Below are 24981 nucleotides of genomic sequence, written 5' to 3'. Positions count from 1 at the left end.
TTCAACTGTGAGGATGAGCTTGATGAAGATTAGCGGCTGCTGCGCGATGATTCTCTCCGGATGGTTGACGGCTTCGGTGGCTGTGCTGGGTGCGCAGGAGGCTCAGGCCGCGCACAAGCTGCATGCGATTACGCTTTCCGCCGGGGCGCTTGACGAGTATGTGGGACAGTATCGGGATGAGGCGGAGCCGGATGTGCTGAGTTCGGTCTATCGTGAGGGCGACAGACTCTACATCGAAGGCGAGCGCTCACCGCGATATGAGTTGCAGGCTGAGTCGGCCGATCACTTCTTTGCGCACCAGCTTCGGGTTGTTTTTGTGCGGGACGCCGCGGGGAAGGTCTCCGGATTGGCGAGCACGTTTGGCGAACGGGGCGAGCCAGGCGTCGAGAGCAAGGAAGGTCGCGTCAGCCTGGTGGGAGAGCGGCTGAATCACTTTCGGGAGTACACACGTAGCGAGGCGATGATTCCGATGCGTGACGGGGTGAAGCTGCATGTTGTGATTCTGCGGCCGGCGGGGTCAGAGACGAGTGGGGAGGCGTTGCCGTTTTTGATGCAGAGGACGCCGTATGGGACTTCGTGGGTTTCGTCGGCAGCGGTAAACGGCAGTAAGCCGGAGCTGGCGGCGAGTGGGTACGTCTTTGTGTTTGGAGATATTCGCGGGCGGTATGTGTCGGAGGGAAGGTTTGTGATGAACCGACCGATCGTGGCGCATACGACGAAGAATGATGTGGACGAGACGACCGATACGCGGGACACGATCGACTGGCTGCTGAAGAATGTTCCGAATAATAACGGCAAGGTGGGAGTGCTGGGGGTGTCGTATCCGGGATTTCTGGCGATGTCGGCTGGGATTGATGCGCACCCGGCGGTGAAGGCGATCTCGCCGCAGGCTCCGATGACGAATGTGTGGATGGGGGATGATTTTTTCATAATGGCGCGTTCCGCGAGACGTATGGCTTTGACTATGTGCAACAGTTGGAGGCACAAAAGACGGATGCGCGGGTGGAGAGTAAAGAAGACACCTTCGATTTTTTCTGCGCAATGTGAACTTCGCCGGGGCTGCGGATGCGGCGAAGATGGAGGATCTGCCGACGGCGAAGATATTTCTGACGCAGCCTGCTTATACGAAGTTCTGGCAGGATATGGCGGTGGAGAAACATCTGACGAAGGTGGAGGTGCCGACGCTCGAGGTGGGTGGATGGTGGGACCAGGAGGACCTGTGGGGAACGCAGGCCGAGTATGCTGCGTTGAAGCCACATGACTCGCAGAACCAAACGTTTATGGTGCTGGGGCCGTGGAATCATGGTGGGTGGGGACCGACGACGCGGCATCTTGGCGTGCTCGACTTTGGAGCGGCGACTGGGGATCAGTACAGGAAGACGATTGAAGCTTCTTTTTGAGAAGTACCTGAAGGGGCGGGCTGGTTTCGATTTGACTGGCGTGGCGAGCTTCAGGACTGGCGTGAACAGGTGGGAGCGGTATGAGGCGTGGCCTCCGAAGAAGGGATTCAAAGAGTCGAAGCTATTTCTGACGACGGATGGCGGATTGGGGATGACCGCACCTGCAGCAGGCGGGAAGGCGGCGGTTAGTTATAGTGCAGATCCCGCGAATCCGGTGCCGTATCGGAATCGGCCGATTCAGTCGACGTATGGCGATGGGTCGAAGTGGCGGACGTGGCTGGTGGAGGATCAGAGGTTTGTGAGTGGGCGGAAGGATTTGGCGAACTTTTCATCGTCGGTGCTGGAGAAGGATGTCACTGTGACGGGAGACGTCGTTGCGGATCTGTTTGCTTCTACGACGGGTACAGATGGGGACTTTGTCGTAAAGCTGATCGATGTTTATCCGGACGACACGCCGGCGCCGATGGCGGGGTACCAGCTGATGATTGTGGATGAGATCTTTCGCGGACGATACCAGAAGAGTTTTGAGGTACCCGAGGCGTTGACGCCGGGGAAGGTGACTGAGTACAAGTGGAGTTTGCATGGAGCGGATCATACGTTTCTGAAGGGACACCGGATGATGGTGGAGGTGCAGTCGAGCTGGTTTCCGCTGTACGACCGGAATCCGCAGACGTTTGTGCCGAATATCATGACGGCTCCAACGGGGGCGTACCAGGAACAGACGGTGTCGATCTATGGGTCGGAGAAGTATCCGTCGCATCTTGAATTTCTGGTTCCTGACGGGGATTGAGTGGTGGAGGACGCTGGGTTGTGAAGATCAAAACGATTAGCAGTCGGGAAGTCTATCGGAATCCATGGACGAGCGTGCGCGAAGATGTGATCGAGCGCGCGAACGGCAAGCGCGGGATTTATGGGGTTGTCGACAAGCATCCGGCTTGTATTGTTATTCCGCTGGAGGCGGGAGCGGATGGCGAGTTTGTTTATCTGATTGAGCAGTTCCGGTATACGGTGGGGGCGCGCCACTGGGAGTTTCCGCAGGGCGGGTGGGAGCTGGCGGAGGTAGCGCCGGAGGAGTTGGCGCGGGGAGAGCTGCGGGAGGAGACGGGGTTGACGGCGGAGCGTTTGACGCTTCTGTCGACGCTGAAGATCGCGTATGGAGTGATGAATCAGATGCAGCATGTGTTTCTGGCTGAGGGGCTGACGATGGGGAAGCCAGAACCGGATGCAGAGGAGAGCGATCTGGTGGTGAGGCGGGTGAGTGTGGGGGCGTTCGAGGAGATGATTCTCGACGGGACGATCGTGGACAACTGCTCGGTGGCGGCGTGGGGGTTGTACCGGCTTTGGCGGGAGCGTGGGCAGGTGGTTTCGCGGTAATAGGCGCCTTGCTGACAGGTTGCTGTCGTCGTAGCTGGTTTCCTGGTGGAGCGTTCTGCATCTAAGGATGGCATATGGCACTGCGGTGGAACCTCGTTCTGATCACGATCCTTCTCGGCGGCTCCCTTGCTCGGGCGCAGAATGCGGCGGTGCAGCAGGTGCCAGGGCGGCAGACGCCTGTGCAACAAGTCGTTGTGTTGCGGAATGCGCGGGTGATTGATGGTACGGGTGCGCCGCCGCAGGAGCATGTTTCGTTGCTGCTGCGTAACGGAAGGATTGAGCAGGTTGGCGGGGCGGAGACGGCAGCGCCGGCGGGAGCGCAGGTTCGTGATTTGACGGGAAAGACGGTGATTCCAGGGTTGATCAGCGCGCACTCGCATCTGGGTTTACTTGTGGATGATGCTGAGTCTTCCGCGACGGGGTATACACGGGAGAATGTGACCGCGCAGCTGATGCAGTATGAGCGATATGGCGTGACGACGATCTTGTCGCTGGGATTGAATCGCGATCTTGTGTTTGTGCTGCGTGATGAGCAACAGGCGGGTCGCCTGGGTGGGGCTTCTATCTTTACGGCGGGGAGGGGGATCGGAGTGCCGGACGGCGCGCCTCCTCTGCTTGCGGCGGCGGATCAGATCTATCGTCCAACGACGGAGAAGGACGCGAGGCGCGATGTGAATGAGATGGCGGCGCAGCGCGTGGACATCATCAAGATCTGGGTGGACAAACTGCATGGCAAGGTGCCGGAGATGACACCGGAGATCTACAAAGCCGTGATCGACGAGGCGCATAAACGGCATGTGCGAGTCGCGGCGCATGAGTATGCGCTGGAGGATGCGAAGCAACTGGTGGCGGACGGGGTGGATGTGCTGGCGCATTCGGTGCGGGACCAAGTGGTGGATGATGCTTTTGTGCGGTCGATGAAGCAGCACCATGTCTGGTATGTGCCGACGTTTACGGTGGACGAGTCGGCGTACATTTACGCGCAGAATGCTGCGTTCATGCAGACTCCTTTCTTTCAGCAGGCCGCGGGTCCGAAGTTGATGGCGAAGTTTAGCGCGCCTGGGTATGCGGAGAAGATCATGCAGGATCCACAGACAGCGCAGCATCAGAAAGACTTCGAAGTGGGTCAACAGAATTTGAAGAAGCTGTTTGATGCGGGCGTGAGCGTTGGGTTCGGAACCGACTCGGGCGCTTTGCCCGGACGCATCCCAGGGTTTGCCGAGCATCACGAGCTTACGTTGATGGTGAGGGCGGGACTTACTCCGTTGCAGGCGATTACAGTGGCGACGGGAGAGAATGCGAAGCTGCTGCACGCGGGTGATCGTGGAACCATTGCGGCTGGGAAGCGAGCGGATCTGTTGATACTGGACGCCGATCCGTTGGTTGACATCGGCAACACGCAGAGGATCTTTGCGGTGTACCACGATGGACATAACATCGTCGGTCTGCCGGGCCGTACGAAATAGCAGGTCTCACTGCGCGGGTGAGTTCTCTTCAAAGACGACGGTGCAGGTTTCTTTGTCAGGCGCGGCGAGACGGTTGCAGTTTTTGAGCGCGTCTTTGCGTGCATCCTCTGAGGTCATCTGCGCTACGGAGGATGCGTAGTGATGGGCAGAGATCGCGAAGGCCTTGTGCGGGCCGAGGGTGAGATAGCTGCGGAAGGCTTGCTGGCCGCGGTCGGAGAGGTCTGTAGGGGGTGGGATGTCGGGCGGATTTACGTCGGGAAGTGGTTGCGGCAGAAGCACAAGGTCGTGGGCTTTGAGGAAGTCGTCGACCATAGGCGACCAGATGGGAATGCCGTGGCTGAAGAGAGTATGCCCGTCTTCGCCGAAGGCTGGTGCGTGGAGGAACTGGTCTTGACCTCCAGTGGAGCGAAAGGCGGTGTCGAACTGTTGAGCGATCTCTGGCCAGAAGTACCTGTCGTTATCGGCATAGATCCAGAGCATGGGTGTGCGCGAGTGGCTGCCGAAGTCGCGAAAGGCGGCAATAAGAGCGTCGGAGTTGCAGATCTCGTGATCGGCGTTTGAGCCGCGCCCTCCTGCGAAGTTGATGGCTGCGGCTAGATTTTGGGAGCCTCGGCGGTGAGTGCGACGGTGGCCATGCCGCCTGTGGAGATGCCGACCGCGAGGACACGGGTTGGATCGACCTGGGGGAGCCTGCTGCCGAAGGTGATGGCGATGCGAAGATCTTCGGCGGATTTGCGGGCTGCACCCTCGTAGTCGGTGTGGGGCAGCGGCCGTTGCCGAGGTAGTCGGGCTTGCCGCTGGAGGAGCCGTAGCCGCGGCGCACGACGACGAGCGCAACGAAGCCGCGACGCGCGAACCAACGTGCCTGGGGAAGAAACAGCCAAGGGGTGACGTTGTTGCGCGGTTCGAGCTCGCGGGAGGTCCCGTGGGTGATGACGACGAGAGGATGTTTGCCGGGAAGGTCAGCGTAGACGAGAAGAGCGCTAAGACCATTGGGCGTTGCCTGAGCCCAGGGAATGCGCGTGGGTTCCTCGTGCATCTGCACGGCGTGAACAGTAAGCGGTAGCAAAAGGAGCAGGATACCGACGATAATGTGTGGCTTTGGCGACACGGATAAACGTAACTCAATCTCTGATGTATGAGTATTTTTTGTTTACAAGCGCTCTTTGGCGGACGGAGTTGACCGCGCTGGGTTGCCTTCATTTGGTCATTGCCCCGTAACCGTCTTGCAGCTTTTTGGCATCAAAAAAATAGCACTGAAGTTGTGAATGACGAAAACATGAACGAAACAATAAGTGACTTGAAGACTCCGAAGCATCGTGGTGTGTGGGGTTGGATTTTGGTCTCTTTGCTGATTGCGGTCGTTGTTCTCGTGGTGATCGGCGGGATCGTGGTGCATCGGGCCATGCCGATTTTGAAGGGGCGCGTGATCGAGACGCTGAGTACTCGCTTTGACAGCAGGGTGGAGATGGATGGGTTTTCTGTTTCAGTGCGGAAGGGGTTTGAGGTCTCTGGAGAGGGGCTGCGCATCTATCCCGAGGACGAGGTGATTGCGGCAGGGGCGCAAGATCCTCTGATTGCGCTTGATCATTTTTCGTTTCATGCGAATTGGTCGGGTTTGTTTGTGAAGCCGATGCGCGTTGGGGCGGTACATGTCACCGGTATGGCGATTCACATTCCGCCTCGGGAGATGCGACAGCAGGCGCCGAAGGGACGCAGGCATCTGGGCAAGATCAAGATTGTGGTGGATGAGATTGTGTTCGACGATTCGAAGCTGATCATCGGGACGCTCAAGCCGGGTAAGGAGCCGAAGGACTTCGAGATGAGCCGCATTGTGATGCGGAATGTTGGGCCGGATGCGCCGTGGAGGTATGACGCAACGCTGGTCAATGCAATTCCGAAGGGCGATATCCATGCGACGGGAACGTTCGGGCCGTGGAATAACGAGAGCCCGGGCGACTCGACAGTGACGGGGAACTACACGTTCGATCATGTGGACCTGAATACGATCAAGGGTATTGGTGGGATGCTGACTTCAGTGGGAGAGTTTAGCGGGCAATTGAACAAGATTGTTGTGGATGGGACGACGGAGACGCCGAATTTTTCGCTCGATACGGCAGATCATCCTGTGCCGTTGCATACGAAGTTTCACGCGATTGTGGATGGGACCAGCGGAGATACGTATCTACAGCCGGTGCAGGCGCGGTTGGGTAGATCGGAGTTTATCTGCAGTGGAGCCGTGATGAATGTGAAGGGCAAGGGGCACGTCATCGACTTGGATGTTAACGTACCCGCGGGAGAGATTCAGGACTTTCTGCAGCTTGCCGTGAAGACGAAGCCAGTGGTGATGACGGGGCGGCTGCAGATGAGGACGAAGCTGCATATTCGCCCGGGACCGGAGAGCGTGTCGAAGAAGATTGGATTGAAGGGGGAACTTACGTTGCAGCAGATTCATTTCACCAATCCCGAGGTGGAGGATAAGGTGGATATGTTGAGTCTGCGGGCGCAGGGTGATCCTAAGGCTGCGAAGCCTGGTGCGGAAGATGTGCAGTCCCAGATGGCGGGACAGTTTGTGCTGGATGGGGGACGGCTAAGTTTCAGTAAGCTTAACTACACTTTGCCGGGAGCCGATGTGATGCTCGCGGGGAGTACACGCTGGATAGAGAGCGCTTCGAGTTCGAAGGAAAGATACGGACCGAAGCGAAGGTGTCACAGATGGTGGCTTCGAGGTGGAAGTCGATTTTGCTGAAGCCTGTCGATCCGTTCTTCAAGAAAGATGGTGCCGGCGCGGTGATTCCGGTGAAGGTGAGTGGGACGAAGTCTGCGCCGAAGTTTGGGCTGGATCTTGGGCACAAGGGAAAGAAGGACGAGGAAGATCAGGGCGGCAAGTAGGTTTGCCGCGGGCGTGAAAATTCAGCAGCGTTGCCGGTTCAGTGTACGGTTTTCATTCGGCGGGACATGAAGTCCATGAGGAGATAGTTGCCGAGGTTTTGTGGTGTGGTGAAGTATGCTTTGCCACGGCACATCGCGCTGACCTGCTGGACGAACTGCATGAGGGAGAAGTCGCTGGCGAGCATGAAGGTGTTGATCATGATGTTGGAGCGCTTACAGCGGGCGACTTCTTCGAGGGTTTCGGAGATGACGAGCGGGTCGAGGCCGAAGGCGTTCTTGTAGATGCGGCCGTCGGGGAGGGTGAGGGCTGAGGGCTTGCCGTCGGTGATCATGACGATCTGCTTCATGTCTTTGTTCTGGCGGGCGAGGATGCGTTGCGCCATGCGGAGGCCTTCGCGGGTGTTGGTGTAGTGCGGGCCGACTTTGACGCGGGAGAGTTGAGAGACGGGGATCTCTTCGGCGGTGTCGTGGAAGAGGACGAGGTTGAGGGTGTCGCCGGGGAACTGGGTGCGGATGAGATGCGAGAGGGCCATGGCGACGCGCTTGGCGGGGGTGAAGCGGTCTTCGCCGTAGAGGATCATGGAGTGGGAGCAGTCGAGCAGGACCACGGTCGCGCAGGAGGATTGGTAGTCGGACTGGTGGACGTGGACGTCGGAGTACTCGATGTTGAGCGGCGTGTGCTCTTCGCCTTCGATGGCGGTGCGGATGCCCTCGCGGGCGAAGACGCTGGAGAGGGTGGCGGTGATGTCGAGGTTGAGGGTGTCGCCGAACTCGTAGAGCTTGCTGCTGCCGTTGGTCTCGACCCCGGCGGCTTCGTGGCGAGTGTCGTGGCGGCCGAGGTTGGATTTGCCGAGCGGGCCGAGGAGTTCGCGGAGGGCTTTGTAACCGAGGAAGTCCATGCCCTTGTCGGTGACCTCGAAGCGGGCTTCGGTGTTGCTGCCATCCTGGTGTCCCTGCCCTTGTTCGGGCATCTCGGCGTTGATGAAGTTCTGCTCCTGCATCTTCTGGATGATCTGATCGATGAGTTCTTCGACTTGGTCTTCGGAGAGGGCTTCGTACTTTTCCTGGGCTTCGTCGTCGAAGAGTTCGCCGGAGTCGAGAGCCTGGCGGATGGCTTCGCGGAGGTTCTCCATGGTCTGATCGCCGTCGAACTCCTGAAAGCGGGACATGGGGTCGTTGAAGCCGGAGTCGAGCAGGAAGTCGGAGAGGGCTTGCATGAGGTCTTCGAGGCCGAAGGAGGAGGCGAGGTCGCCGGTGAACTTTGTGTATCGGACGCGCTTCATAGTGTGGACCTAGTGGACCCAGCGGGTGTTGACGACGGTGAGTTTCGGGCAGCCGGCCTTGGCTGCGAGCTGTTTGTCGGTGAGAACTGGTGCTTGTGATTGTTGTCTGATCGTCAATTGGAACGACTTGATGTCGTCGAAGCGGAAGACCTGGCAGCCGCGGAGGAAGTCGACGACTTCGCCGGAGGTGGGGTCGATGGAGTACATGCGGACGAGGTGGGCTTTTTGTAGATGCCGATGGAGTCGAAGCCGTCGTCGGTGTCTGGATGCATGGGGTCGAGAGTGTAGTCTGGGTCGCTCATGGGCCAGCCTTCGTCGTGGGCGAGGATGGTGGCGATGTCATTGAGCTGGTCTGCGGGGATGTGCGAGCGCGGCTTCCCGGGGATGGCGGCAAGGGCGAGCAGCGCGAGAGTGGAGGTCAGGAGCATAGAAGTCAGGCTGTAATAACGGATTCCTTCCCCTTCGGCTTCGCTCAGGGTGCGGAATGACAACAAAAATGCAACTCGATGCCCGGCGCAGGTTAGTTGAAGCCGCGACGGGTACGGCTTTTGGCGTAGTCGTCGCGTTCGATCTCGCGTTCGCGCATCTTCTCGGCGTATTGCGAGGCCTGATCGTTGCGGGATTTCTTTTCGGCGGCGCTGAAGGCGCGCTCTTCGGTTCGGCTGAGGCGCTTGTGGGCGTACATTCCTTCGAGGAGAAACTCCGCGGCGCTCACGGCGATCTCGGGTTTGGACTTTGAGTTGATCTCGAGCGGTGAGAGTTTTTCAATGAGGCCCTGGATCTGTTTCAGCTCTTCGAGGGATCCGCTGGAGGGTTGCTCGTCGTTGAGTTGTACGGTGCCGCCGAGGTTGAACCACTGCTCGATCTGTTGGGTGTTGGTAGAGGCGAAGTATTTGTCGAAGACGTTCGCTACGCTTGCGCGAATGATCTCGCGGATGACGGTGTCGGCTCCACGCATCTCGCCTTCGTACTCGAGTTCGATCTTGCCGCTGATGCCTGGGAGTGCGGTGTAGATATCGCCTACGCGGGGAACGGCCACTGCTTCGTCGTGGAGCAGGGCGCGACGTTCGGCGTTTGAAAGAACCAACTCCATGGTGCTGATGGGGAGTCGCTGGGAGACCCCGCTGCGCTTGTCGACCTTCTTGTCTTCGCGTGCAGTGAAGGCGATTTGCTCAACGATCTGGCGGATGTAGTGGGGGATTTCGATTTTGGAGGCTGGACGAGTGGACCAGGCTTCCTGCGCGGTGATCGCTATGCCTTCTTCTACGTTCTCTGGATAGTGGGTGCGAATCTCACTGCCGATGCGGTCTTTGAGCGGTGTTACGATCTTGCCGCGGGCGGTGTAGTCCTCGGGGTTGGCGGAGAAGACGATGGCCACGTCGAGAGGCAGACGGACGGGATAGCCCTTAATCTGTACGTCGCCTTCCTGCATGATGTTGAAGAGAGCGACCTGAATTTTGCCGGCGAGGTCGGGAATTTCGTTAATGGCGAAGATGCCGCGGTTGGCGCGGGGAAGCAAGCCGTAGTGCATGGTGAGCTCGCTGCCGAGGTCCTGGTTGCTGCGTGCGGCCTTGATGGGGTCGATGTCGCCGACCAGATCGGCTACGGTGACGTCAGGGGTGGCGAGCTTTTCGACGAAGCGGTCGTCGGGGGTCATCCAGGCGATGGGGGTGTCGTCGCCCATCTTCGCGATGAGGTCGCGGCTGAACTTGGAGATGGGGGCGTAGGGGTTGTCGCGGATCTCGGAGCCGGCGATGTAGGGGCAGTGCGGGTCGAGGAGGGTGGTGAGGGAGCGCAGGATGCGGGATTTTGCCTGACCGCGGAGGCCGAGGAGGATGAAGTTGTGCTTCGAGAGGACGGCGTTGACGATCTGGGGGACTACCGTGTCCTCGTAGCCAACGATGCCGGGGAAGAGTGGCGCTTTGTTGCCGTCCTTGGATTGGGCGGAGGCGCGAAGTTTGGCGATCAGATTTTCGCGGAGCTCGTCTTTTACGCTGCGAGCGAGCCGGGCTGGAGTGAATTCGCTGGCGCGGAGAGAGCCTAGGGTGGTCGGGAGTAAGGTCGCCATGTCTAAGTATAGATGTTTGGCGGCGACGAAGGGTTCGGAGAGAGGCCCGCGTGTAGGTGGAGTTGAAACTAATCCCGATATTTTTCAGTATCAAATGCGGATTCGTTTGGACGCAACTCTAGGTTGTGAGGTCGTCGCGGAGGGCCTCCATCTCGGCGAGGGCGTGCTGGTTGTTGGTGCGGTTTGCGGTGGCGATGCCGTGATGGAGGCGATCGAGGGCTTCCTCGGTGCGGCCTAGTTTGGCCAGTGTCTGGGCGGACATCTGGTAGGCGGGGACGTAGTCGGGGCTGTGCTGGATGAGGGCGGTGAATTCGGTGAGGGCGGTGTCGGTGTTGCCCTGGCTGACGTGTTCCATGGCGAGGCCGTAGCGGGCGAAGGCGTTGGTGGGGTCGGCGGTGAGGATTTCGGTGAGAGCGGCGATCTTGTCCATGAATCGATGGTGCGTTGTTCGGGGTTGCGTTGGCAAGTTTTTGCGATTCGTTGACGCGAGAGTTTGCAGTCGATCTGACAGTGCTGTGGTGTTGCAGGTGTCTGCGTTCGGCACGTGGCTTTGTGGCGATTTAGACTTGTAGGAATGAGTGATTTGGTTTTGGAACGGACGGTGGCTGAGTCGCAGTCGGAGCGGAGCGAGATTGTGTTGCCGGCAGACTCGAACGCGCTGGGAAGCCTGTTTGGCGGGCGTTTGATGCAGTACATCGATCTGGTTGGCGCTATGGCTGCCAGCCGGCATGCGCGGGCGTTTACGGTGACGGCGAGTATGGATCATCTGGATTTTGTGGCTCCCGTGCGGGTTGGAGAGTTGCTGATTTTGAAGGCGAGCGTGAACCGTGCGTTTCGGACTTCGATGGAGATTGGTGTACGGGTGATGGTAGAGGATGTGCGGGAGCAGAGACTGCGGCATGTCTCTTCGGCTTATCTGACGTTTGTGGCGGTGGATCGCGAGGGGAATAGGCTGGTTGTGCCGCAGGTGGTGCCGGAGACTGAGCATCAGAAGCGCAGGTTTGAAGATGCCGGGCGGCGGCGCGAGATGCGAGCGGGAGAGACGCAGAGGAAGAAAGAGATGCGGGCGGCGCTGGGAGCAGGCTGGCACGTTTAGCGCTCCGCGGAGTAGCAAATTGCGAAGCTCGGGGTGAGATGCGGGTCTCTTCGCTGCGCTCGGAATGACAATGAATGGATTAGTCAGATAGGAGAAGGTTATGGGACACACAGGAGCAGGAGTACCGCAGGGGCCGCAGCCTTTGCCGGGTGTGGCGCATGTAGTGGCTATTGGGAGCGGTAAGGGTGGTGTGGGGAAGACGACCGTTGCGGTGAATCTGGCGGTTGCGCTGGGGAAGCTGGGATATCGGGTCGGGCTGATCGACGCGGACATCTATGGGCCGAATGTACCGATGATGCTGGGCGTGACGCGGCAGCCGAATATTGTGGGGGAGAACCGGATCGAGCCGATTCTGTCGCATGGGGTGAAGTTTATTTCGGTGGGTCTGATCTCGCCGGGGGACAAGCCCATGGTGATGCGTGGGCCGATGTTGCACCAGATCATCCGGCAGTTTTTGCAGCAGGTGGAGTGGGGGAGCTTGATTATCTGATTGTCGATCTGCCTCCGGGGACGGGCGATGTAGTGATTTCGCTGGTGCAGACGGTGCCTTTGACGGGGGCGGTGGTGGTTTCGACGGGGTCGGGCGTGGCGCTGCAGGATGCGCGGAAGGCGCTGGAGATGTTCCACCAGGTGAAGGTGGAGGTGATTGGGCTGGTGGAGAATATGTCGCAGATGACGCTGCCGGATGGTCAGGTGATCGACGTGTTTGGGGCGGGTGGAACGGAGAGGACAGCGGCGCAGTTTGGGCTCGCGTTTCTTGGGGCGGTGGAGCTTGATCCGCAGATTCGCGAGGGTGGAGATAAGGGCCTGCCGGTGGCGTTGGCGGGGCCGGATTCGAAGTTGGCGAAGGATTTCTACCTGATCGCGGCTAGGGTGGCGGAGAAGGCGAAGGAGATTGCCTCGAAAAGTGAGGATGTGTTGGAGATCTCGTAAGTGGTTGTCCTGCCGGACGGGCCCGCTGCGCGCGGGGCGGTCACTTCGTGACTTGTGTACCTTTGTCTCGGCTGGTTATCGGCCGGTGCTGCTGGATGGGCAAGGACAGGTATACGCGTCACGAAGTGACCGCCCTCCGCGCAGGAGGCCCGTCCGGCAGGACATGGGGTTGGGTGCTTGACGGCTGGCGTAGAGTTAATGGTGGAGGGGACGAATGGCGGATGCGGAGCGGGTCACGGCGCGGCAGAGAGCTATTCTGACCGCCATCATTGAGAGCTATATCGAGACGGGCGAGCCGGTCGGTTCGGGCACGATTGCACGGTTGCAAAGTGGTGAGGGTGCTGGGCTTAGTCCTGCAACCGTGCGGAACGAGATGGTGGAGTTGGCTGATGCGGGGCTGCTGGAACAGCCTCATACGTCGGCAGGGCGGGTGCCTACGGCGCGGGCGTTTCGGATGTTTGTGGAGCAGTTGAGCGGCGGGGCTAATCCGCGAATCGATGCGGCGCGGCTGTCGGCGCGGTCACGGTCGCAGATTGATTCGAGTTTTGTTGGAGTTGCGGGGACGCAGGCGGTGTTGGAGCGAACGTCGCATGTGCTGGCTACGCTGTCGAGTGGGGTAGGGGTTGCGATTGCTGCGGCGGCGGATGGAGACATGCTGGAGCACGTGCATTTTTCGCGTCTGGCTCCGGCGAGGGTGCTGGCCGTGGTGGTGACACGGAGCGGGCTGGTACGGGACCGGGTGTTGGCGCTTGATAAAGACTTGACGGTGCGGGAGTTAGAGGTTGCGGCGAATTTCCTGAATGAGAACTTTCGTGGGTGGAGCGTTGAGCGAGTGCGGGCGGAGATTGCCCGGTTGGTGGAGCGGGAGAAGAGTGAATATCAGCGGTTGCTGAACTCTGTGCACCAGCTTTGGGTGAAGGCGGTGCCGGAGTCTGGAGTGCCGGTGCAGACGGTCTATGTCGATGGAGTGGCGAATCTCGTTGGTTCTCAAGAGGATAGGGAGAGATTGCGGGAGGTTTTGACGGCGCTCGAGGCGAAGCAGAGGTTGGTGGAGTTGCTGAATGCCTACATCGATGCGCGGCAGGAGAGTGTGCGGGTGGTGTTTGACCTGGAGGAGCAAGCTCCTGAAATGGCGGGACTTGTGCTGATTGCGGCTCCGGCGCGGATGGGTGGGGAGAATCGCGGGACGGTGGGGGTAATTGGGCCGAAGCGGATGCACTACGAGAACACGATGAATGCGGTGAGCTATATCGCGCAGGTTTTTGACCGGATGCTGCATCCGGAGGATTGATTTTGGGGGGCGAATTTTTTCTGGACGTGGTGAGGTGTGGTTTTTGTTGGGGTTTTTGAGAAAATAGGGTGTTGGGGCGTGGCGAATTTGTGGTGTGGATGTGGTGATTTGCGTGGTGGATGTGGTGTTTTGGATGTCGTTTTTCGGGGCGCAAAACATACGCCAAGTTTTTGAGATTTATTTTTCCAGGAGTGAGCGGGGTGGGACTTTGGGAGTTCGAGAGGGTGGGACGTTCGGAGTTGGGACGGCAGCAAGAGGATTTTCGCGATGAACGCCAGGGAGCAGTTCGCGCGATGGGCCCGGATGGGCAACAATAGAAGAGGTAACACAATGAGGAGTTCTAAAGAGATGCAGGATGAGATGAACGGGCAAGGAGTTGTTGACCCGGAGGTGGTTGTGGGTTCTGACATTGAGCCGATAAATGAGATGAGCCCCGCACAGGCGGAGCTGGAGCAGGTGAAGGGCGAGCGGGACCAGTTGCTGGACCGTCTGGTACGACTGCAGGCCGAGTTCGATAACGCGCGGAAGCGTGAGGCGAAGGAGCGGGCTGATTCGCGGGACTATACGATCTCGAATACGGTTGAGCCGTTTCTGGGCGTGATGGATAACTTTCAGCTGGCTTTGAAGGCAAACGGCACGGCGGAGCAGCTGAGGGGTGGCGTGGAGTTGATTCTGAAGCAGATGGAAGACGCGCTGAAGGGGTTGAATGTTCAGGCGGTCGAGACGGTTGGGACGCAGTTCGACCCTCGAATCCATGAGGCTCTGGGAAGCATCGAAACTAAGGAGTTCCCTGACCATCAGGTGCTGGAGGAGATTCGGCGGGGTTACAAGATCCGCGAGAAATTGTTGCGGCCGGCGCTGGTGAGGATTGCGGCGAATCCGGATCAGGTTGCGGATTGATGGTTTTGGCTGATTGGCCGTGTGGTTTTCGTCCACTGCACACCAAGTGCTCCACCTCCGGTCGAGATATCGGCAAAAGTGTTGGGTACAGATTTACGAGGAGATGCAAGGTCTGAAGCAGATGCGAGGCGAAGGCGAAATACGGGGGTCTCTCCACTGCGCCGTTCACGATGAGACCGTGAACGGCTTCGGTCGAGATGACGTTTTCTTCTTTGTATGAAACTTGCTTTGTATGAAACTTGCTTTGTTGTTTGAACGTAGCTTTGTGGGTTGAAGGTCGTCGTTTTTGAGGTTCAACCGAAGTGGAAGACGGATTTTTGAAGTAAGGATTCAGAAAGAGATTTCAGGGATATGGCGACGGCAAACGTGACGAAGGTTGACTACTACGAAGTATTGAGTGTTTCGCGGGATGCGAGCGACCAGGAGTTGAAGACGGCGTATCGCAAGCTTGCGATGCAGTATCACCCGGACCGGAACCCGAACGATCCTGCTGCGGAGGAGAAGTTCAAGGAGTGCGGCGAGGCCTACTCGGTGCTGAGCGATGCGGAGAAGCGCGCGGCGTACGACCGGTATGGACATGCGGCGTTTCAGAACGGCGGCGGCGCTGGTGGTCCATTTGGGGGCGGGTTCAGCGGCAATCCGCAGGACCTGGGGGATATCTTCGGCGATCTGTTCGGCGAGATGTTCAACATGGGCGGCAATGGGCGTCAGCAGGCTTCGCGCGTGCAGCGTGGGCGCGATCTGCGGTACGACATGAAGCTCGAGTTTGAGGAAGCGGTCTTCGGCAAGGAGAAGGAGATCACGATTCGGCGCATGGAGAACTGCATCGATTGCAGGGGTACGGGCGCGGCGAAGGGCAAGGCTCCGGTGACTTGTACGCAGTGCGGCGGGCGGGGGCAGCAGAGATTCCAGCAAGGGTTCTTTTCGGTGGCTCGGAGCTGCTCGGTGTGCGGAGGGACGGGGACGCTGATCGTTGACCCGTGCCAGACGTGCAAGGGGGAGACGCGGGTACAGCGTGAGCACACGATTATGGTGAAGGTGCCGGCTGGCGTGGAGCAGGATACGCGGATTCGCTACTCGGGCGAGGGTGAGGCGGGCAAGTTTGCCGGGCCTGCTGGTGATCTGTACGTTGTGTTGAGTGTGAAGGCGCACAAGTTCTTTGAGCGCGATGGCGATGACCTGCATTGCGTGATGCCGATCTCGTTTCCGCAGGCGGCGCTGGGGACGGAGCTGGAGATTCAGACGCTGGAGGGTGCGGCGACGATCAAGGTTCCCGAAGGAACGCAGAATGGGAAGGCGTTCAAGCTGAAGGGCAAGGGCGTGCCGCATCTGAACTCGCATGGGAAGGGCGATCTGATCGTGGAGATTCGGGTGCAGACGCCGGGCAAGCTGAATAAGCAACAGCGGGAGTTGTTGAAGCAGTTGAGCGAGACGATGGTGGTGGAGAATACGCCTACGTCGCGTGGGCTGTTCGATAAGGTGAAGGATATGTTCAGCTAGTGCTGCCGGACGGGCGCCCTGCGCGGGCGGCGGTCACTTCGTGACGCGTGTACCTTGTCTGGGTTGGACTAACTCTTGGGGCCTTCCGTTGGTCGGCGCGGATTTTTGCTTGCGACCAACGGGAGCACCTTGCGCAGCGATTTACATGTCACGAAGTGACCGCCCCACGCGTAGTGGGCCCGTCCGGCAGGACTATCAGGTCTAAAGATAGCGGCTGACTCGAGTGCAGTATTCGGAGTATTGCTGGCCGTAGTGACCTCTCAGGTATTGTTCTTCACGTGATACCTGGCGGTGGAAGAGCCAGATGGCGGCGAGCAGATAGACCAGGAGAATCCAGTTTGAGAAGAGCAGGAACTGGCCCATCAGGACCGACGCAAAGGCCACGTAGATTGGGTTGCGGCTGAAGGCAAAGATGCCGGTGGTTACGAGCTTGTCCGGGTGGGTCTGGTCAATGCCGACGCGGAAGCTCCTGCCGAAGGAGATGAGACTCAGGAGCAGCAGGAGCAGACCTGCCAGACAAAGCAGAACTCCAGCCCAGGAGGCTATTCGGGAGTGAAAGAGTTCTTGCCTGCTTACGGTCGGAAGATGGAATGCAGCGGCAAAGACGAGGTAGAAGTAGAAGAAGGCGAACGGCGGAATCAGGTAGTCCTTTTTGTCGATTTTGCCGAAGTTCATCGCTTTGATTCCTCTGCTTCTCAACAGCAGGACGCGGCTCCCTACCAGGCCAAGCAGAAGCACAATGGTCAGAGGTCCGAAGTACTTTTGCATGGAGGTCGTCCGTTCAGGTGATATGGGTGGAGGCGATGGCGATGGCGGCGATGGCGGCGGTTTCGGCGCGGAGGATGCGGGGGCCGAGGGTTACGGGCTGCCATTGATGGGTGGTGAAGAGGCTCATCTCTTCGGGGGTCCAGCCGCCTTCGGGGCCTATGGCGAGGGCGTGGGTGGTTTGGATTGAGGAGGGGTCTTCATCCCGCGCTTCGCGATGAGACTGCGAAGGATGGGGCACCCGGTCTTTCGTGGTTGATTGGGAGTCCTCTAAGGCGTCGGTAAGGGTGGTGGATTGTTCGGTTTCGCTTAAGAGGATGCGGGTGGGAGAGCTTTCTTCGGCGAGGGCCTGCTTGAGTGGGATGGGGTCGGCGATGTTGGGGATGTCGGTGCGGCGGGATTGCTTGCTGGCTTCGAGGGCTATGCGGCGCCAGCGTTCGGCACGTTTGAGGGCGGATTGGGCGAGGTGCTTTTCGGTGCGGCGCGCGAGGACGGGGGTGATCTTCGCGATGCCTAGTTCGGTGGCTTTTTCGATGGCCCACTCCATGTGGTCGAACTTGAAGACGGCGAGGAGGAGATGGAGGGGAAGGGCGGCGTCGGAGGAGAGCTCTTCGTGGAGGGTGAAGAGGACTTCGTTGTCTTGATCGTTGGCCCCGGCGGTGACGTGGGTGATCTCGGCGCGGTGGAGGAAGCCGTTGGCGACGACGTCGTAGATCTGGCCGGGTTCGGCGCGGAGGACGCGGGCGAGGTGGGCGGCCTGGTCGCCGGTGAGAGATGCGGTGGTGGCGGTCCAGGCGTCGGCGATCCAGCGGCGGCGGGTCATGGAGTTAGTTTACGGGTTGGTGGAGGGTGGATTCTCACGGAGGCTTGGGCGCTTCGGGCGAAATGCGGGGGTCCCTCCACTGCCCCTTCGACTCGCTTTGCTCGCTCAGGACCCGGTCGGGATGACGGGATTTGTGGTTGGTTTCAAGAGCACGTCATCGATTTGTGTTGCGTCCGGGACGTGAGTCGTCGATTCGGGGGTGCGGCCGAAGGTCAGTTGAGTCGGTTGAGCGCGTCCCAAAAGTTTGTGGGCTGCGTCTCAGGGTCAGTTGAATCAGTTGGCGAGTTTGGAAGCGGGGGTAGGGACGGCTTCGCTGGCACGGCTGATCATGACGCCTTGTTGACCCTGGTGGTAGAGGTCGACGTTGAGAATGGCGGTGCGGCGGTGATCCCACACGGCCTGGGTGACGGGGAAGTGGAGGAGGATCATGCCTTCGGCGGACTGGCCGGGGTTGATCATGGTCTCGCGGAGGAGGGGTTCGGAGGCGAGGGGCTTGAGCGCGGGGAAGGTGGTGTAGAGGTTGGCGAAGTCGTCTTTTTCTACGGCGCTGGTGGTGATCTCCTGACCGTCGCCGGTGGTGAGGGTGGCGGTGAAGTCTTTGAGGAAGAGGGGGAGACGGAGGCCGTCGGTGATGCGGAGGGTGGTGAGGACGTAGAGGTCGTCCTGGCCCTGATCGTGGCCGACGAGGATGGACTCGCCTTTGAAGACGGTGTGGGCGGGGTAGACGGCGGTGTGGAGGATGTCGAGGTCGGCTGTTCTGTGCGGTGTGAAGCGCATGACCAGGGCGAGCGTGATGCCAAGGATCAGAAACGCCAGGAGGACCGGTGCCAGTAGGTTGCTGCGAGCGGGTTGGGCAAACTTTAGGTCGGACACTGGCATGAGAATAGCAAGGGTGATTGGTTTTCAGAAGGTTAAAAAAGCTGAAATTTAACGCAATCGATTGCCCGCTGGGATTTGTAAGCATTGGTAGAGGTGAAAATGCGGGTTCCGGGAAGAGGGAGCTGGAGGCGGTGAATCATTCTTTCTGGACGGCGTACTCCTGGAGGAGGACGGTGATGAGGGCGGCGGTGGGGACTGAGACGAGGGCGCCGACGATGCCGGCCAAGGCAGTGCCCAGAAGCAGGGCTACGAGCACGGTGAGGCCCATGAGATTGACGCTGGAACGCATGATGCGCGGGGTGAGGATGGCGTTTTCGATGTTGATGTAGATGGCGTAGAAGATGAGGACGCCGGCCATCTTGGTCCAGGAGTCGAGCGCGGCGACCCCGGCGGCGACGACGATGGTGATGACTCCGCCGGCGATGGGGATGATGTTGAAGAGGCCCATGAGGAAGCCGAGGAGGAGAAAGTATCGGACGTGAAGGAGGCCGAAGACGATGGTGCTGCAGACTCCGAGGATCAGCATGAGGAGTCCCTGGCCGACGAGCCACTTGCTGATCTTGCGCTCGGCTTTTTTGAGAGTGTTGTTGAGGCGGTGACGTTCGGCGTCGGGGAAGAGGGAGAGGAAGAAGTGATAGGCGTGCTCGCCTTCGAGCATGAAGTAGATGCAGAGGAAGGCGGCGGTGAGGATGTCGAAGAGATGGGAGAGCCAGAGGGGAGGGAGGTGAAGAGATAGGTGGCGGTGGCGTCGAAGGCTCCGGCGGCGCGCTGGGCGAGAGAGTCGATGCCGAACTTGTCGGCGAGGGGGAGCTTCTTGATGCGGGCGACGACCTCGGGGATGCGCTGGGGGAGTTCGGCGGAGAAGTTACGAAGGTCGCTGAGGACAGGGGGAGGCCGGTGGTGAAGAAGATGCCGAGGATTCCAGCGACGGCGGCTATGAGGATGACGATCGCGACGCCGCGGGAGGGCTGGTAGTTGCGGATCTTCAACTGGCGGATGCGCGCGACTGCGGGCATGAGGACGACGGCGAAGAGACCGCTGACGTAGATGATCAGCAACTCTTTCTGAAGGGTCCAGGCGAGGGCGAGCAGGACAATGACGACGAAGAAGAAGACGATGTTGCCGCGGACCTGGGCGCGGTTTTTTTCTCGTACGGGGTGAGGTCGTCGGGTGTGGGGTTGGTCAGCCGATTTCTCCTGGGGTGCTGACGTTGAGATGCAGATAGTGTGCGCTTCCACTGCTTAGGGGCGGGAGTGCGGAGTTTGAGTCTCGGGTGTGGGGCGCGGGTTTCTGCGCTACGGCGGCGGATGCGCCAGCCCGTTCGACTTCGCGCAGGGTCGAGGTGACGGTTTTTTGCGGCTATTACGTTTTTCTGTCAGCCAGGGCCAGAAGGAGGGCTTCTACGGTTTGAGCTGGGGTTTGGTTCGAGGTGGCGATGGTGAGGCCGGCCATGCGGCGGTAGAGGGGGTGGCGGCGCTCGAAGCGGAGTTGGGCGGCGGCGGGGTCCTCGAGGACGGGGCGGGCTATGTCCTGCAGCATGCAGCGGTCGAAGAGGGTGGGGAAGGGTGCGTCGAGGAAGATGGTGAAGGTGGCTGGGGTTTGTTCGAGGAGGAGGCGGTTGGTGAGGTCTTCGGGGGTTCCTCCGCCGAGGGCGAGGACGATGTTGCTGTAGCCGAGGGCAGAGGCGAGGGCGGTGGACTCGAGGCGGCGGAAGCGGGCTTCTCCGTGCTGCTCGAAGAGCTGGGGGATGGTGGCGCTGGTGCGGGCTTCGAGGTGGGCGTCGAGGTCGAGGAAGTTCCAGCCGATGCGGGCGGCGAGGAGGCGGCCGATGGTGGATTTGCCTGCTCCCATGAAGCCGGTGAGGACGAGACGTTTGAGGTGGGCTGGGGCTTGAGTCATGGTTTCTGTTTGGGTCTTGATTTGGGTCTGGGATTCGGTTTGGGGTTCGGTGGACGTCATTGCCTCTCCTTAGTGTGCCTGTAAACGTGTGCAGAAGACGAAAGAGCCGCAACCTGGTGTGGGTTGCGGCTCGGGAAGGTCGAAGACTCTGAAGTTTTTTAGGTGTTTTCAGAGATGCATGCGAGGACTCCACTGGCCGCGGGGTGGCGCCAATAGGAGCAGGTAAAAAAGCGAACTGGAAGCGGCTCGACATGCTGGTACGACGATACACCGGGGGTTTGGGGGATTGCAAGGGGGTCAGTTAGTTGGGTCTTGACGATGGCGGAGCGAGCGAGACCAGCAGATTGCAAATCCCACAGCGACTGCTAAACCTAAAATGCGCTCGAGAAGATTTGCAGATAAGGAATACTCGAATGGATTGAGGGAATTCATAAGAAAGAAGACAAAGCCGAATCCAAAAAGCCAAAGGCGTACTACCCGGCGAATCTCAGCCATCCTCTGGACGCTCACGTTGTGATGTTCTCACCTCTATTACGACCGTACAAGCTCTCCAACGGTTCATTGGTGGTTCAATTTGACGAACAGAAGAACAGGCACAGCAAAAGCGAAATGCGGGAGTCTCTCCACTGCGCGACGGACGATGAGACTGTCCGTCGCTTCGGTCGAGATGACGATTTTTTGGGGGTGTTATGACGCTTCGGCCGCGATGATGAGTTCTGGGGGTGTTATGACGCTTCGGTCGAGATGACGATTTCTGGGGTGTTAGGACGCTTCGGTCGAGTGATGATTTCTGAGGGTGTTCTGATGGTATTCGGTGTTCTGGGTGTTATGTAGTTGGTTCGGTGAAGGGTGCGATGGGTTTGCCCCATTCCTCGCTTAGATCTTTCCAGGTTGGATTTTGCGCGACAATCAGGCGGATCTTCTTGATGCGAGACCAGCGTTTGAGCTGTTTCTCTCGTGCAATGGCGGCGGTGATTTCAGTGTAGCGCTCGAAGTAGACGAGTTTGTCGATCTTGTACTTCGAGGTAAAGCTGCTTTCGTACCTTCCTGCTTTGTGTTGGGTGGTACGGAGTTCGATTTGTGTCGTCACGCCTATGTAGAGTTTTTGAAAGGTGCTGGAGAGGATGTACACGTAGGCTTGCTCGAGCATAGCGGGATTATTGCAGGGTTCGATGGAGAACAGACAACAACAAAGGCAAATGCGGGGGTCTCTCCACTTCGCGACGGACGATGAGACCGTCCGTCGCTTCGGTCGAGATGACGATTTCTGGGGGTGGACGCTTCGGTCGAGAGGACGATTTCTTGGGGGGTGTAATGGCGCTGTGGTCAAGATGACGATTTTTGGGGTGTTAGGACGCTTCGGTCGAGAGGATGATTTTTGCGGAGGGGCGGAGCTGGTTTCGGATCTGGTGGTAGAGGGCTTGAGGATGGCCTTTCCGCGATGCGACCGCGTAGACCTGTGAGGGCTTTGGGACGAAGACAAAATGCGGGGGTCTCTCCACTGCGCGACGGACGATGAGACTGTCCGTCGCTTCGGTCGAGATGACGATTCTTTGGGGGGTGTAATGGCGCTGTGGTCAAGATGACGATTTTTGGGGTGTTAGGACGCTTCGGTCGAGATGACGATTTCTGGGGGTGGACGCTTCGGTCGAGATGACGATTTTTGCGGAGGGGCGGGGCTGGTTTCGGATCTGGTTTGGTAGTGGGTTTGAGGATGGCGTTTCCGATTCGGACAGTGGTAAGGTGCCGTGGGCGGGTTACTCGTAGCGCAGTGCCTCCATCGGTTCTATTCGCGTGGCGCGGCGGGCTGGGATGCCGCTGGCGATGAGGACGACCGATGCGAGGATCGCGATGGCGCAGAGCAGTGGACCAGAACTCTGGATGGTTACGGTTGCCCAGTGCGCCAACCCTCTTTGAAGCAGAATCGTGAGCAAGACGCCGAGCGCTACACCCGCGCAGACGCTGGTGGTCGCTGAGCGAGCGACTAATTCGAGGACGCTGCTGCGAGGCGCACCGAGTGCCATCCGAATGCCGAACTCGTTGGTTCGCTGATTGACGGTGTAGGAGACGACGCTGTAGAGGCCGACTGCCGCGAGGAGAAGAGCAAGCAAAGCGAACGAGGTGAAGAGCCAGGAGAGGAGCTGGCCCAGCGCGTATTCGGGTTGGGTGCTGACCCAGTGTTCGAGGTCTCGAACCTCTCCGCCTATCTGTTGATCTGGATCGACGGAGGCGAGCTTCTGGGCGATGGTGTGGGTCATTGCGGTGGGCGCTCCGTCGGTACGGATCAGGAATTGGGTGTAAGCCCACATTGCCATCGTGTAAGGGATAAATACCTCGGGTACCACTGGATTTCTAAGGCCATCGTCGAGCTTGTCTTCAACGACGCCGATGATCTGAAGCCAATCACCTGCTCCGGGTTGAGTGGTTACATAGGGAGGGACATTTTTGAGGACCGTCATTTGAATGGAGTGGCCGACTGCATCTCCGTTGGGGAAGTATTTGCGGGCGAGCGAGTCATTGATGACTGCGACATGGTTGGCGTTGTGGTTTTCGGCTACTGTCCAGATTCTGCCCTTCAACAGAGGAATCCTGAGCAACGGGAAGTACCCCTCGCTCACAAAGTTGAGCCGAGCTGTTCTGTCGTTGGACGAAGGTTGACCCAAGAGCTCAATCGGCGAGTTGAGGCCGTTGTTTGGTGGAGTGGCGTTCGCAGAGAGGGCTGCCATGTTGACGCCGGGGATCTCTGCAATCTTGTTGCGGAGCAGTTCGGCATAGGCGATGCGCGCGGCGAGGGAGGGGTAGGCTGACTCCCGCAGTGGAACGCCGATCGACATGCTGTTGTGCGGATCGTATCCGAGGTGAGTGTGGGCGAGCTTGAGAAAACTTTGAACGGCTGCTGTAGCGGCGGACAAGAGCAGAAGCGTTAGAGCGATTTGACCTGCGATGAGGGTGTTGTGGAGCATTCGGCCGCTGACTGTGCCGGCGACTTTGCGCGCGCCGGTTTGCATGGCTTCGCGGACATCGGGCCGGGAGAGTCGGAGCGCGGGCCACAGACCGAAGAGGATGCCAGTCAGCAAAGCGACTGCGACAGAGAAGGACAGTACGGGAAGGTTAATCGCGAAGGAGGCTTCGTGGGGAAACGCGTCCTTTGGCAGCAGCGCGACGATTCCGGCCAGTAGTTTGTAAGCGAGGAGCACTCCAAGTCCGGCGCCGGTGACTGAGATCAGCAGGGCTTCGGTAAGGAGCTGACGGATGATGCGCGCGCGGGAGGCACCGATGGCTGCGCGCACGGCAAACTCATGCTCCCGCGCGACGCCACGTGCGAGGAGAAGGATCGACACGTTTCCGCAACCTATGGCGAGGAGCAGGAGTACGGCGCCGAAGAGGAGCGCGAGTGAGGGGCCGATCGCTTTCAGGAACTGTTCGTTCAGGCCGATGATGGTCAAAGGCCCTGGTTTGAGCGGAAAGTTACGAGGCGTGTCTTTTTCGAACTGTGCGATGAGGCTTTGCATCTGCTGTTCGGCGAGATGGTGGCTGACTCCTGGTTTCAAGCGTGCTTCCAGTGCGTAGGCGTCGGCGCCTGAGGTTGTCTTGAGGGGGAGATAGACGTCTGCGTCGTTCCAGACGAATCGCTTTGCGGCAACGCCTACTACGTTGTACGGCTGGTGATCAAATTGAATGGTTTTGCCGATGATGGCGGGGTCACCGTTGAAGCGGCGCTGCCAGAACTTGTAGCCGAGCACGACGACTGGTTGCGGGTCGTGGCCTTCGATGGCGTCGGACGGTAGAATCACACGGCCGAGCAGTGCGGGTACGCCGAAGAAGTTGAAGGCATTAGAAGTCATCTGGGTGCCCTGGACGTCTTCGGGCAGGTCGCTGCCAGTGATGGTCATGCGTTTAAAGCTCAGGAGGATCGAGTCCTCTATGGCTGGGAGCTGGCGCAGTTGTTGCCATTGCGCTGCTGTGATCGCTAAGCCGTTGTAGCCGCCGGCGGTGGTGCCTCCTAGGGCGAAGTGCACCATGCGGTCGGGGGCGGCGTAGGGATAGGGGTTCATCACTACTCCCCAGACCACGCTAAAGACGGCGGAGGTCGCTGCGATTCCACAGGCGAGAGAGAGGATGGATGTGATCGCGAAGCCGGGGCTCTTCAGGAGCTGGCGTAGGGCGTAGCGCAGGTCTTGGACGAGAGATCTCATGCAGACTCCGGGGGAGCAGCGATTGAATCTATCGGTATTGGAGCATGTGGGTGCCCAAATCGTGGAGGCGATTTTGAGTCAACGATCTGGCTGTGTTTGTCGGTTTTGGGATTTTGCGGTGCGTGATTTGCCGGAGACTGTGTCCGCAAATGGACGCGAGAGTCCACGGATGTACACCTTACCGGGTGTGCGTGAGGGTTGAGCGGGGGATTGGGG

The 24981-nt window shown here is 59.2% G+C and carries 24 protein-coding genes and 3 pseudogenes; 14 read left to right on the top strand and 13 right to left on the bottom strand.

Annotation, left to right across the window (positions count from 1 at the left end; translation table 11 throughout):
* Nucleotides 1-13: 13 nt before the first annotated feature.
* From RBB80_RS32240 to RBB80_RS32215, 6 genes and pseudogenes are all read left to right on the top strand, one after another.
* Nucleotides 14-856: pseudogene (locus RBB80_RS32240) on the top strand (CocE/NonD family hydrolase); the annotation flags it as partial.
* Nucleotides 857-1076: 220 nt separating this feature from the next.
* A pseudogene (locus RBB80_RS32235) lies at nt 1077-1247 on the top strand (CocE/NonD family hydrolase); the annotation flags it as partial.
* On the top strand, nt 1248-1400 hold the full coding sequence (locus tag RBB80_RS32230) for a hypothetical protein (RefSeq protein WP_433970119.1): 153 nt from the start codon (nt 1248-1250) through the stop codon (nt 1398-1400).
* Nucleotides 1384-2190 carry a CocE/NonD family hydrolase gene (locus RBB80_RS32225; RefSeq protein WP_433966165.1) on the top strand — a complete coding sequence of 269 codons (807 nt, stop codon included), beginning with the start codon at nt 1384-1386 and terminating at the stop codon, nt 2188-2190. The genes RBB80_RS32230 and RBB80_RS32225 overlap by 17 nt, the downstream gene beginning before the upstream one ends.
* A gap of 20 nt (nt 2191-2210) precedes the next feature.
* A complete protein-coding gene (locus tag RBB80_RS32220) occupies nt 2211-2774 on the top strand; it encodes an NUDIX domain-containing protein (protein ID WP_433966164.1) in 564 nt (187 codons plus the stop codon).
* 74 nt (nt 2775-2848) lie between these two features.
* The gene (locus tag RBB80_RS32215; RefSeq protein WP_433966163.1) at nt 2849-4240 is read left to right on the top strand and encodes an amidohydrolase family protein; all 1392 of its coding nucleotides are present in this window, start codon (nt 2849-2851) and stop codon (nt 4238-4240) included.
* Nucleotides 4241-4246: 6 nt separating this feature from the next.
* Here the strand turns inward: RBB80_RS32215 and RBB80_RS32210 are convergent, their stop codons facing one another.
* On the bottom strand, nt 4247-4720 hold the full coding sequence (locus RBB80_RS32210) for a hypothetical protein (protein ID WP_433966162.1): 474 nt from the start codon (nt 4718-4720) through the stop codon (nt 4247-4249).
* A gap of 113 nt (nt 4721-4833) precedes the next feature.
* Nucleotides 4834-5124, bottom strand: a complete 291-nt coding sequence (locus RBB80_RS32205; protein ID WP_433966161.1) for a hypothetical protein — start codon at nt 5122-5124, stop codon at nt 4834-4836.
* Nucleotides 5125-5165: 41 nt separating this feature from the next.
* Between RBB80_RS32205 and RBB80_RS32200 the strand changes: the two genes are divergently transcribed.
* The 3 genes from RBB80_RS32200 to RBB80_RS32190 all read left to right on the top strand — a co-directional run bounded on the left by RBB80_RS32200 (nt 5166) and on the right by RBB80_RS32190 (nt 7132).
* The gene (locus RBB80_RS32200; RefSeq protein WP_433966160.1) at nt 5166-5306 is read left to right on the top strand and encodes a hypothetical protein; all 141 of its coding nucleotides are present in this window, start codon (nt 5166-5168) and stop codon (nt 5304-5306) included.
* A 213-nt stretch (nt 5307-5519) separates the two neighbouring features.
* Nucleotides 5520-6989, top strand: coding sequence for a hypothetical protein (locus RBB80_RS32195; protein WP_433966159.1), 1470 nt, complete (start codon nt 5520-5522; stop codon nt 6987-6989).
* Nucleotides 6983-7132 carry a hypothetical protein gene (locus RBB80_RS32190; protein WP_433966158.1) on the top strand — a complete coding sequence of 50 codons (150 nt, stop codon included), beginning with the start codon at nt 6983-6985 and terminating at the stop codon, nt 7130-7132. Before RBB80_RS32195 ends, RBB80_RS32190 begins: the two co-directional genes overlap by 7 nt.
* A 38-nt stretch (nt 7133-7170) precedes the next feature.
* Here the strand turns inward: RBB80_RS32190 and RBB80_RS32185 are convergent, their stop codons facing one another.
* The 4 genes from RBB80_RS32185 to RBB80_RS32170 all read right to left on the bottom strand — a co-directional run bounded on the left by RBB80_RS32185 (nt 7171) and on the right by RBB80_RS32170 (nt 10913).
* Nucleotides 7171-8415 (bottom strand): vWA domain-containing protein, encoded by a 1245-nt coding sequence (locus RBB80_RS32185; protein ID WP_433966157.1) that lies wholly within the window; start codon nt 8413-8415, stop codon nt 7171-7173.
* 113 nt (nt 8416-8528) lie between these two features.
* Nucleotides 8529-8906 (bottom strand): hypothetical protein, encoded by a 378-nt coding sequence (locus RBB80_RS32180; RefSeq protein WP_433966156.1) that lies wholly within the window; start codon nt 8904-8906, stop codon nt 8529-8531.
* A gap of 29 nt (nt 8907-8935) precedes the next feature.
* Nucleotides 8936-10483, bottom strand: coding sequence for a sigma 54-interacting transcriptional regulator (locus RBB80_RS32175; protein WP_433966155.1), 1548 nt, complete (start codon nt 10481-10483; stop codon nt 8936-8938).
* Between the two features lie 118 nt (nt 10484-10601).
* The gene (locus tag RBB80_RS32170; protein WP_433966154.1) at nt 10602-10913 is read right to left on the bottom strand and encodes a tetratricopeptide repeat protein; all 312 of its coding nucleotides are present in this window, start codon (nt 10911-10913) and stop codon (nt 10602-10604) included.
* A gap of 144 nt (nt 10914-11057) precedes the next feature.
* Here RBB80_RS32170 and RBB80_RS32165 point away from each other — a divergent pair, with 144 nt between their 5' ends.
* The 5 genes and pseudogenes from RBB80_RS32165 (at nt 11058) to dnaJ (ending at nt 16203) form a co-directional block, all read left to right on the top strand.
* Entirely contained in the window at nt 11058-11579 is a 522-nt protein-coding gene (locus RBB80_RS32165) for an acyl-CoA thioesterase (protein ID WP_179581726.1), read from the top strand.
* Nucleotides 11580-11679: 100 nt separating this feature from the next.
* Nucleotides 11680-12512: pseudogene (locus RBB80_RS32160) on the top strand (Mrp/NBP35 family ATP-binding protein).
* Between the two features lie 214 nt (nt 12513-12726).
* Nucleotides 12727-13803 carry a heat-inducible transcriptional repressor HrcA gene (hrcA, locus tag RBB80_RS32155; protein WP_433966153.1) on the top strand — a complete coding sequence of 359 codons (1077 nt, stop codon included), beginning with the start codon at nt 12727-12729 and terminating at the stop codon, nt 13801-13803.
* Nucleotides 13804-14133: 330 nt separating this feature from the next.
* A complete protein-coding gene (locus RBB80_RS32150) occupies nt 14134-14703 on the top strand; it encodes a nucleotide exchange factor GrpE (RefSeq protein WP_433966152.1) in 570 nt (189 codons plus the stop codon).
* Between the two features lie 351 nt (nt 14704-15054).
* Complete coding sequence (dnaJ, locus tag RBB80_RS32145) at nt 15055-16203, top strand: molecular chaperone DnaJ (protein WP_433966151.1); 1149 nt, start codon at nt 15055-15057, stop codon at nt 16201-16203.
* Between the two features lie 201 nt (nt 16204-16404).
* Here dnaJ and RBB80_RS32140 read toward each other — a convergent pair whose 3' ends face one another.
* From RBB80_RS32140 to RBB80_RS32110, 7 genes are all read right to left on the bottom strand, one after another.
* Nucleotides 16405-16878, bottom strand: a complete 474-nt coding sequence (locus tag RBB80_RS32140) for a methyltransferase family protein (protein ID WP_433966150.1) — start codon at nt 16876-16878, stop codon at nt 16405-16407.
* 106 nt (nt 16879-16984) lie between these two features.
* Nucleotides 16985-17791 (bottom strand): RsmE family RNA methyltransferase, encoded by an 807-nt coding sequence (locus RBB80_RS32135; RefSeq protein ID WP_433966149.1) that lies wholly within the window; start codon nt 17789-17791, stop codon nt 16985-16987.
* Between the two features lie 273 nt (nt 17792-18064).
* On the bottom strand, nt 18065-18670 hold the full coding sequence (locus tag RBB80_RS32130; RefSeq protein WP_433966148.1) for a hypothetical protein: 606 nt from the start codon (nt 18668-18670) through the stop codon (nt 18065-18067).
* A 136-nt stretch (nt 18671-18806) separates the two neighbouring features.
* Nucleotides 18807-19328, bottom strand: a complete 522-nt coding sequence (locus RBB80_RS32125; RefSeq protein ID WP_433966147.1) for an AI-2E family transporter — start codon at nt 19326-19328, stop codon at nt 18807-18809.
* Between the two features lie 704 nt (nt 19329-20032).
* Nucleotides 20033-20629, bottom strand: a complete 597-nt coding sequence (locus RBB80_RS32120) for a shikimate kinase (protein ID WP_433966146.1) — start codon at nt 20627-20629, stop codon at nt 20033-20035.
* Nucleotides 20630-21395: 766 nt separating this feature from the next.
* The gene (locus RBB80_RS32115; protein ID WP_433966145.1) at nt 21396-21719 is read right to left on the bottom strand and encodes a GIY-YIG nuclease family protein; all 324 of its coding nucleotides are present in this window, start codon (nt 21717-21719) and stop codon (nt 21396-21398) included.
* 607 nt (nt 21720-22326) lie between these two features.
* A complete protein-coding gene (locus tag RBB80_RS32110) occupies nt 22327-24765 on the bottom strand; it encodes an ABC transporter permease (RefSeq protein ID WP_433966144.1) in 2439 nt (812 codons plus the stop codon).
* Nucleotides 24766-24981: the final 216 nt, after the last annotated feature.

The sequence above is a fragment of the Tunturiibacter gelidiferens genome, assembly GCF_051013345.1.
GTDB lineage: Bacteria > Acidobacteriota > Terriglobia > Terriglobales > Acidobacteriaceae > Edaphobacter > Edaphobacter gelidiferens_A.
This window is presented reverse-complemented; position numbering and strand designations above follow the sequence as displayed.

Coding starts and splice junctions, on each gene's coding strand:
- RBB80_RS32215 (WP_433966163.1), top strand. CDS start 2,849: ATGGCACTGCGGTGGAACCTCGTTCTGATCACGATCCTTCTCGGCGGC.
- RBB80_RS32210 (WP_433966162.1), bottom strand. CDS start 4,720: ATGCTCTGGATCTATGCCGATAACGACAGGTACTTCTGGCCAGAGATC.
- RBB80_RS32195 (WP_433966159.1), top strand. CDS start 5,520: ATGAACGAAACAATAAGTGACTTGAAGACTCCGAAGCATCGTGGTGTG.
- RBB80_RS32185 (WP_433966157.1), bottom strand. CDS start 8,415: ATGAAGCGCGTCCGATACACAAAGTTCACCGGCGACCTCGCCTCCTCC.
- RBB80_RS32175 (WP_433966155.1), bottom strand. CDS start 10,483: ATGGCGACCTTACTCCCGACCACCCTAGGCTCTCTCCGCGCCAGCGAA.
- RBB80_RS32170 (WP_433966154.1), bottom strand. CDS start 10,913: ATGGACAAGATCGCCGCTCTCACCGAAATCCTCACCGCCGACCCCACC.
- RBB80_RS32165 (WP_179581726.1), top strand. CDS start 11,058: ATGAGTGATTTGGTTTTGGAACGGACGGTGGCTGAGTCGCAGTCGGAG.
- hrcA (WP_433966153.1), top strand. CDS start 12,727: ATGGCGGATGCGGAGCGGGTCACGGCGCGGCAGAGAGCTATTCTGACC.
- RBB80_RS32150 (WP_433966152.1), top strand. CDS start 14,134: ATGAGGAGTTCTAAAGAGATGCAGGATGAGATGAACGGGCAAGGAGTT.
- dnaJ (WP_433966151.1), top strand. CDS start 15,055: ATGGCGACGGCAAACGTGACGAAGGTTGACTACTACGAAGTATTGAGT.
- RBB80_RS32140 (WP_433966150.1), bottom strand. CDS start 16,878: ATGAACTTCGGCAAAATCGACAAAAAGGACTACCTGATTCCGCCGTTC.
- RBB80_RS32135 (WP_433966149.1), bottom strand. CDS start 17,791: ATGACCCGCCGCCGCTGGATCGCCGACGCCTGGACCGCCACCACCGCA.
- RBB80_RS32130 (WP_433966148.1), bottom strand. CDS start 18,670: ATGCCAGTGTCCGACCTAAAGTTTGCCCAACCCGCTCGCAGCAACCTA.
- RBB80_RS32125 (WP_433966147.1), bottom strand. CDS start 19,328: ATGCTCGAAGGCGAGCACGCCTATCACTTCTTCCTCTCCCTCTTCCCC.
- RBB80_RS32120 (WP_433966146.1), bottom strand. CDS start 20,629: ATGACGTCCACCGAACCCCAAACCGAATCCCAGACCCAAATCAAGACC.
- RBB80_RS32115 (WP_433966145.1), bottom strand. CDS start 21,719: ATGCTCGAGCAAGCCTACGTGTACATCCTCTCCAGCACCTTTCAAAAA.
- RBB80_RS32110 (WP_433966144.1), bottom strand. CDS start 24,765: ATGAGATCTCTCGTCCAAGACCTGCGCTACGCCCTACGCCAGCTCCTG.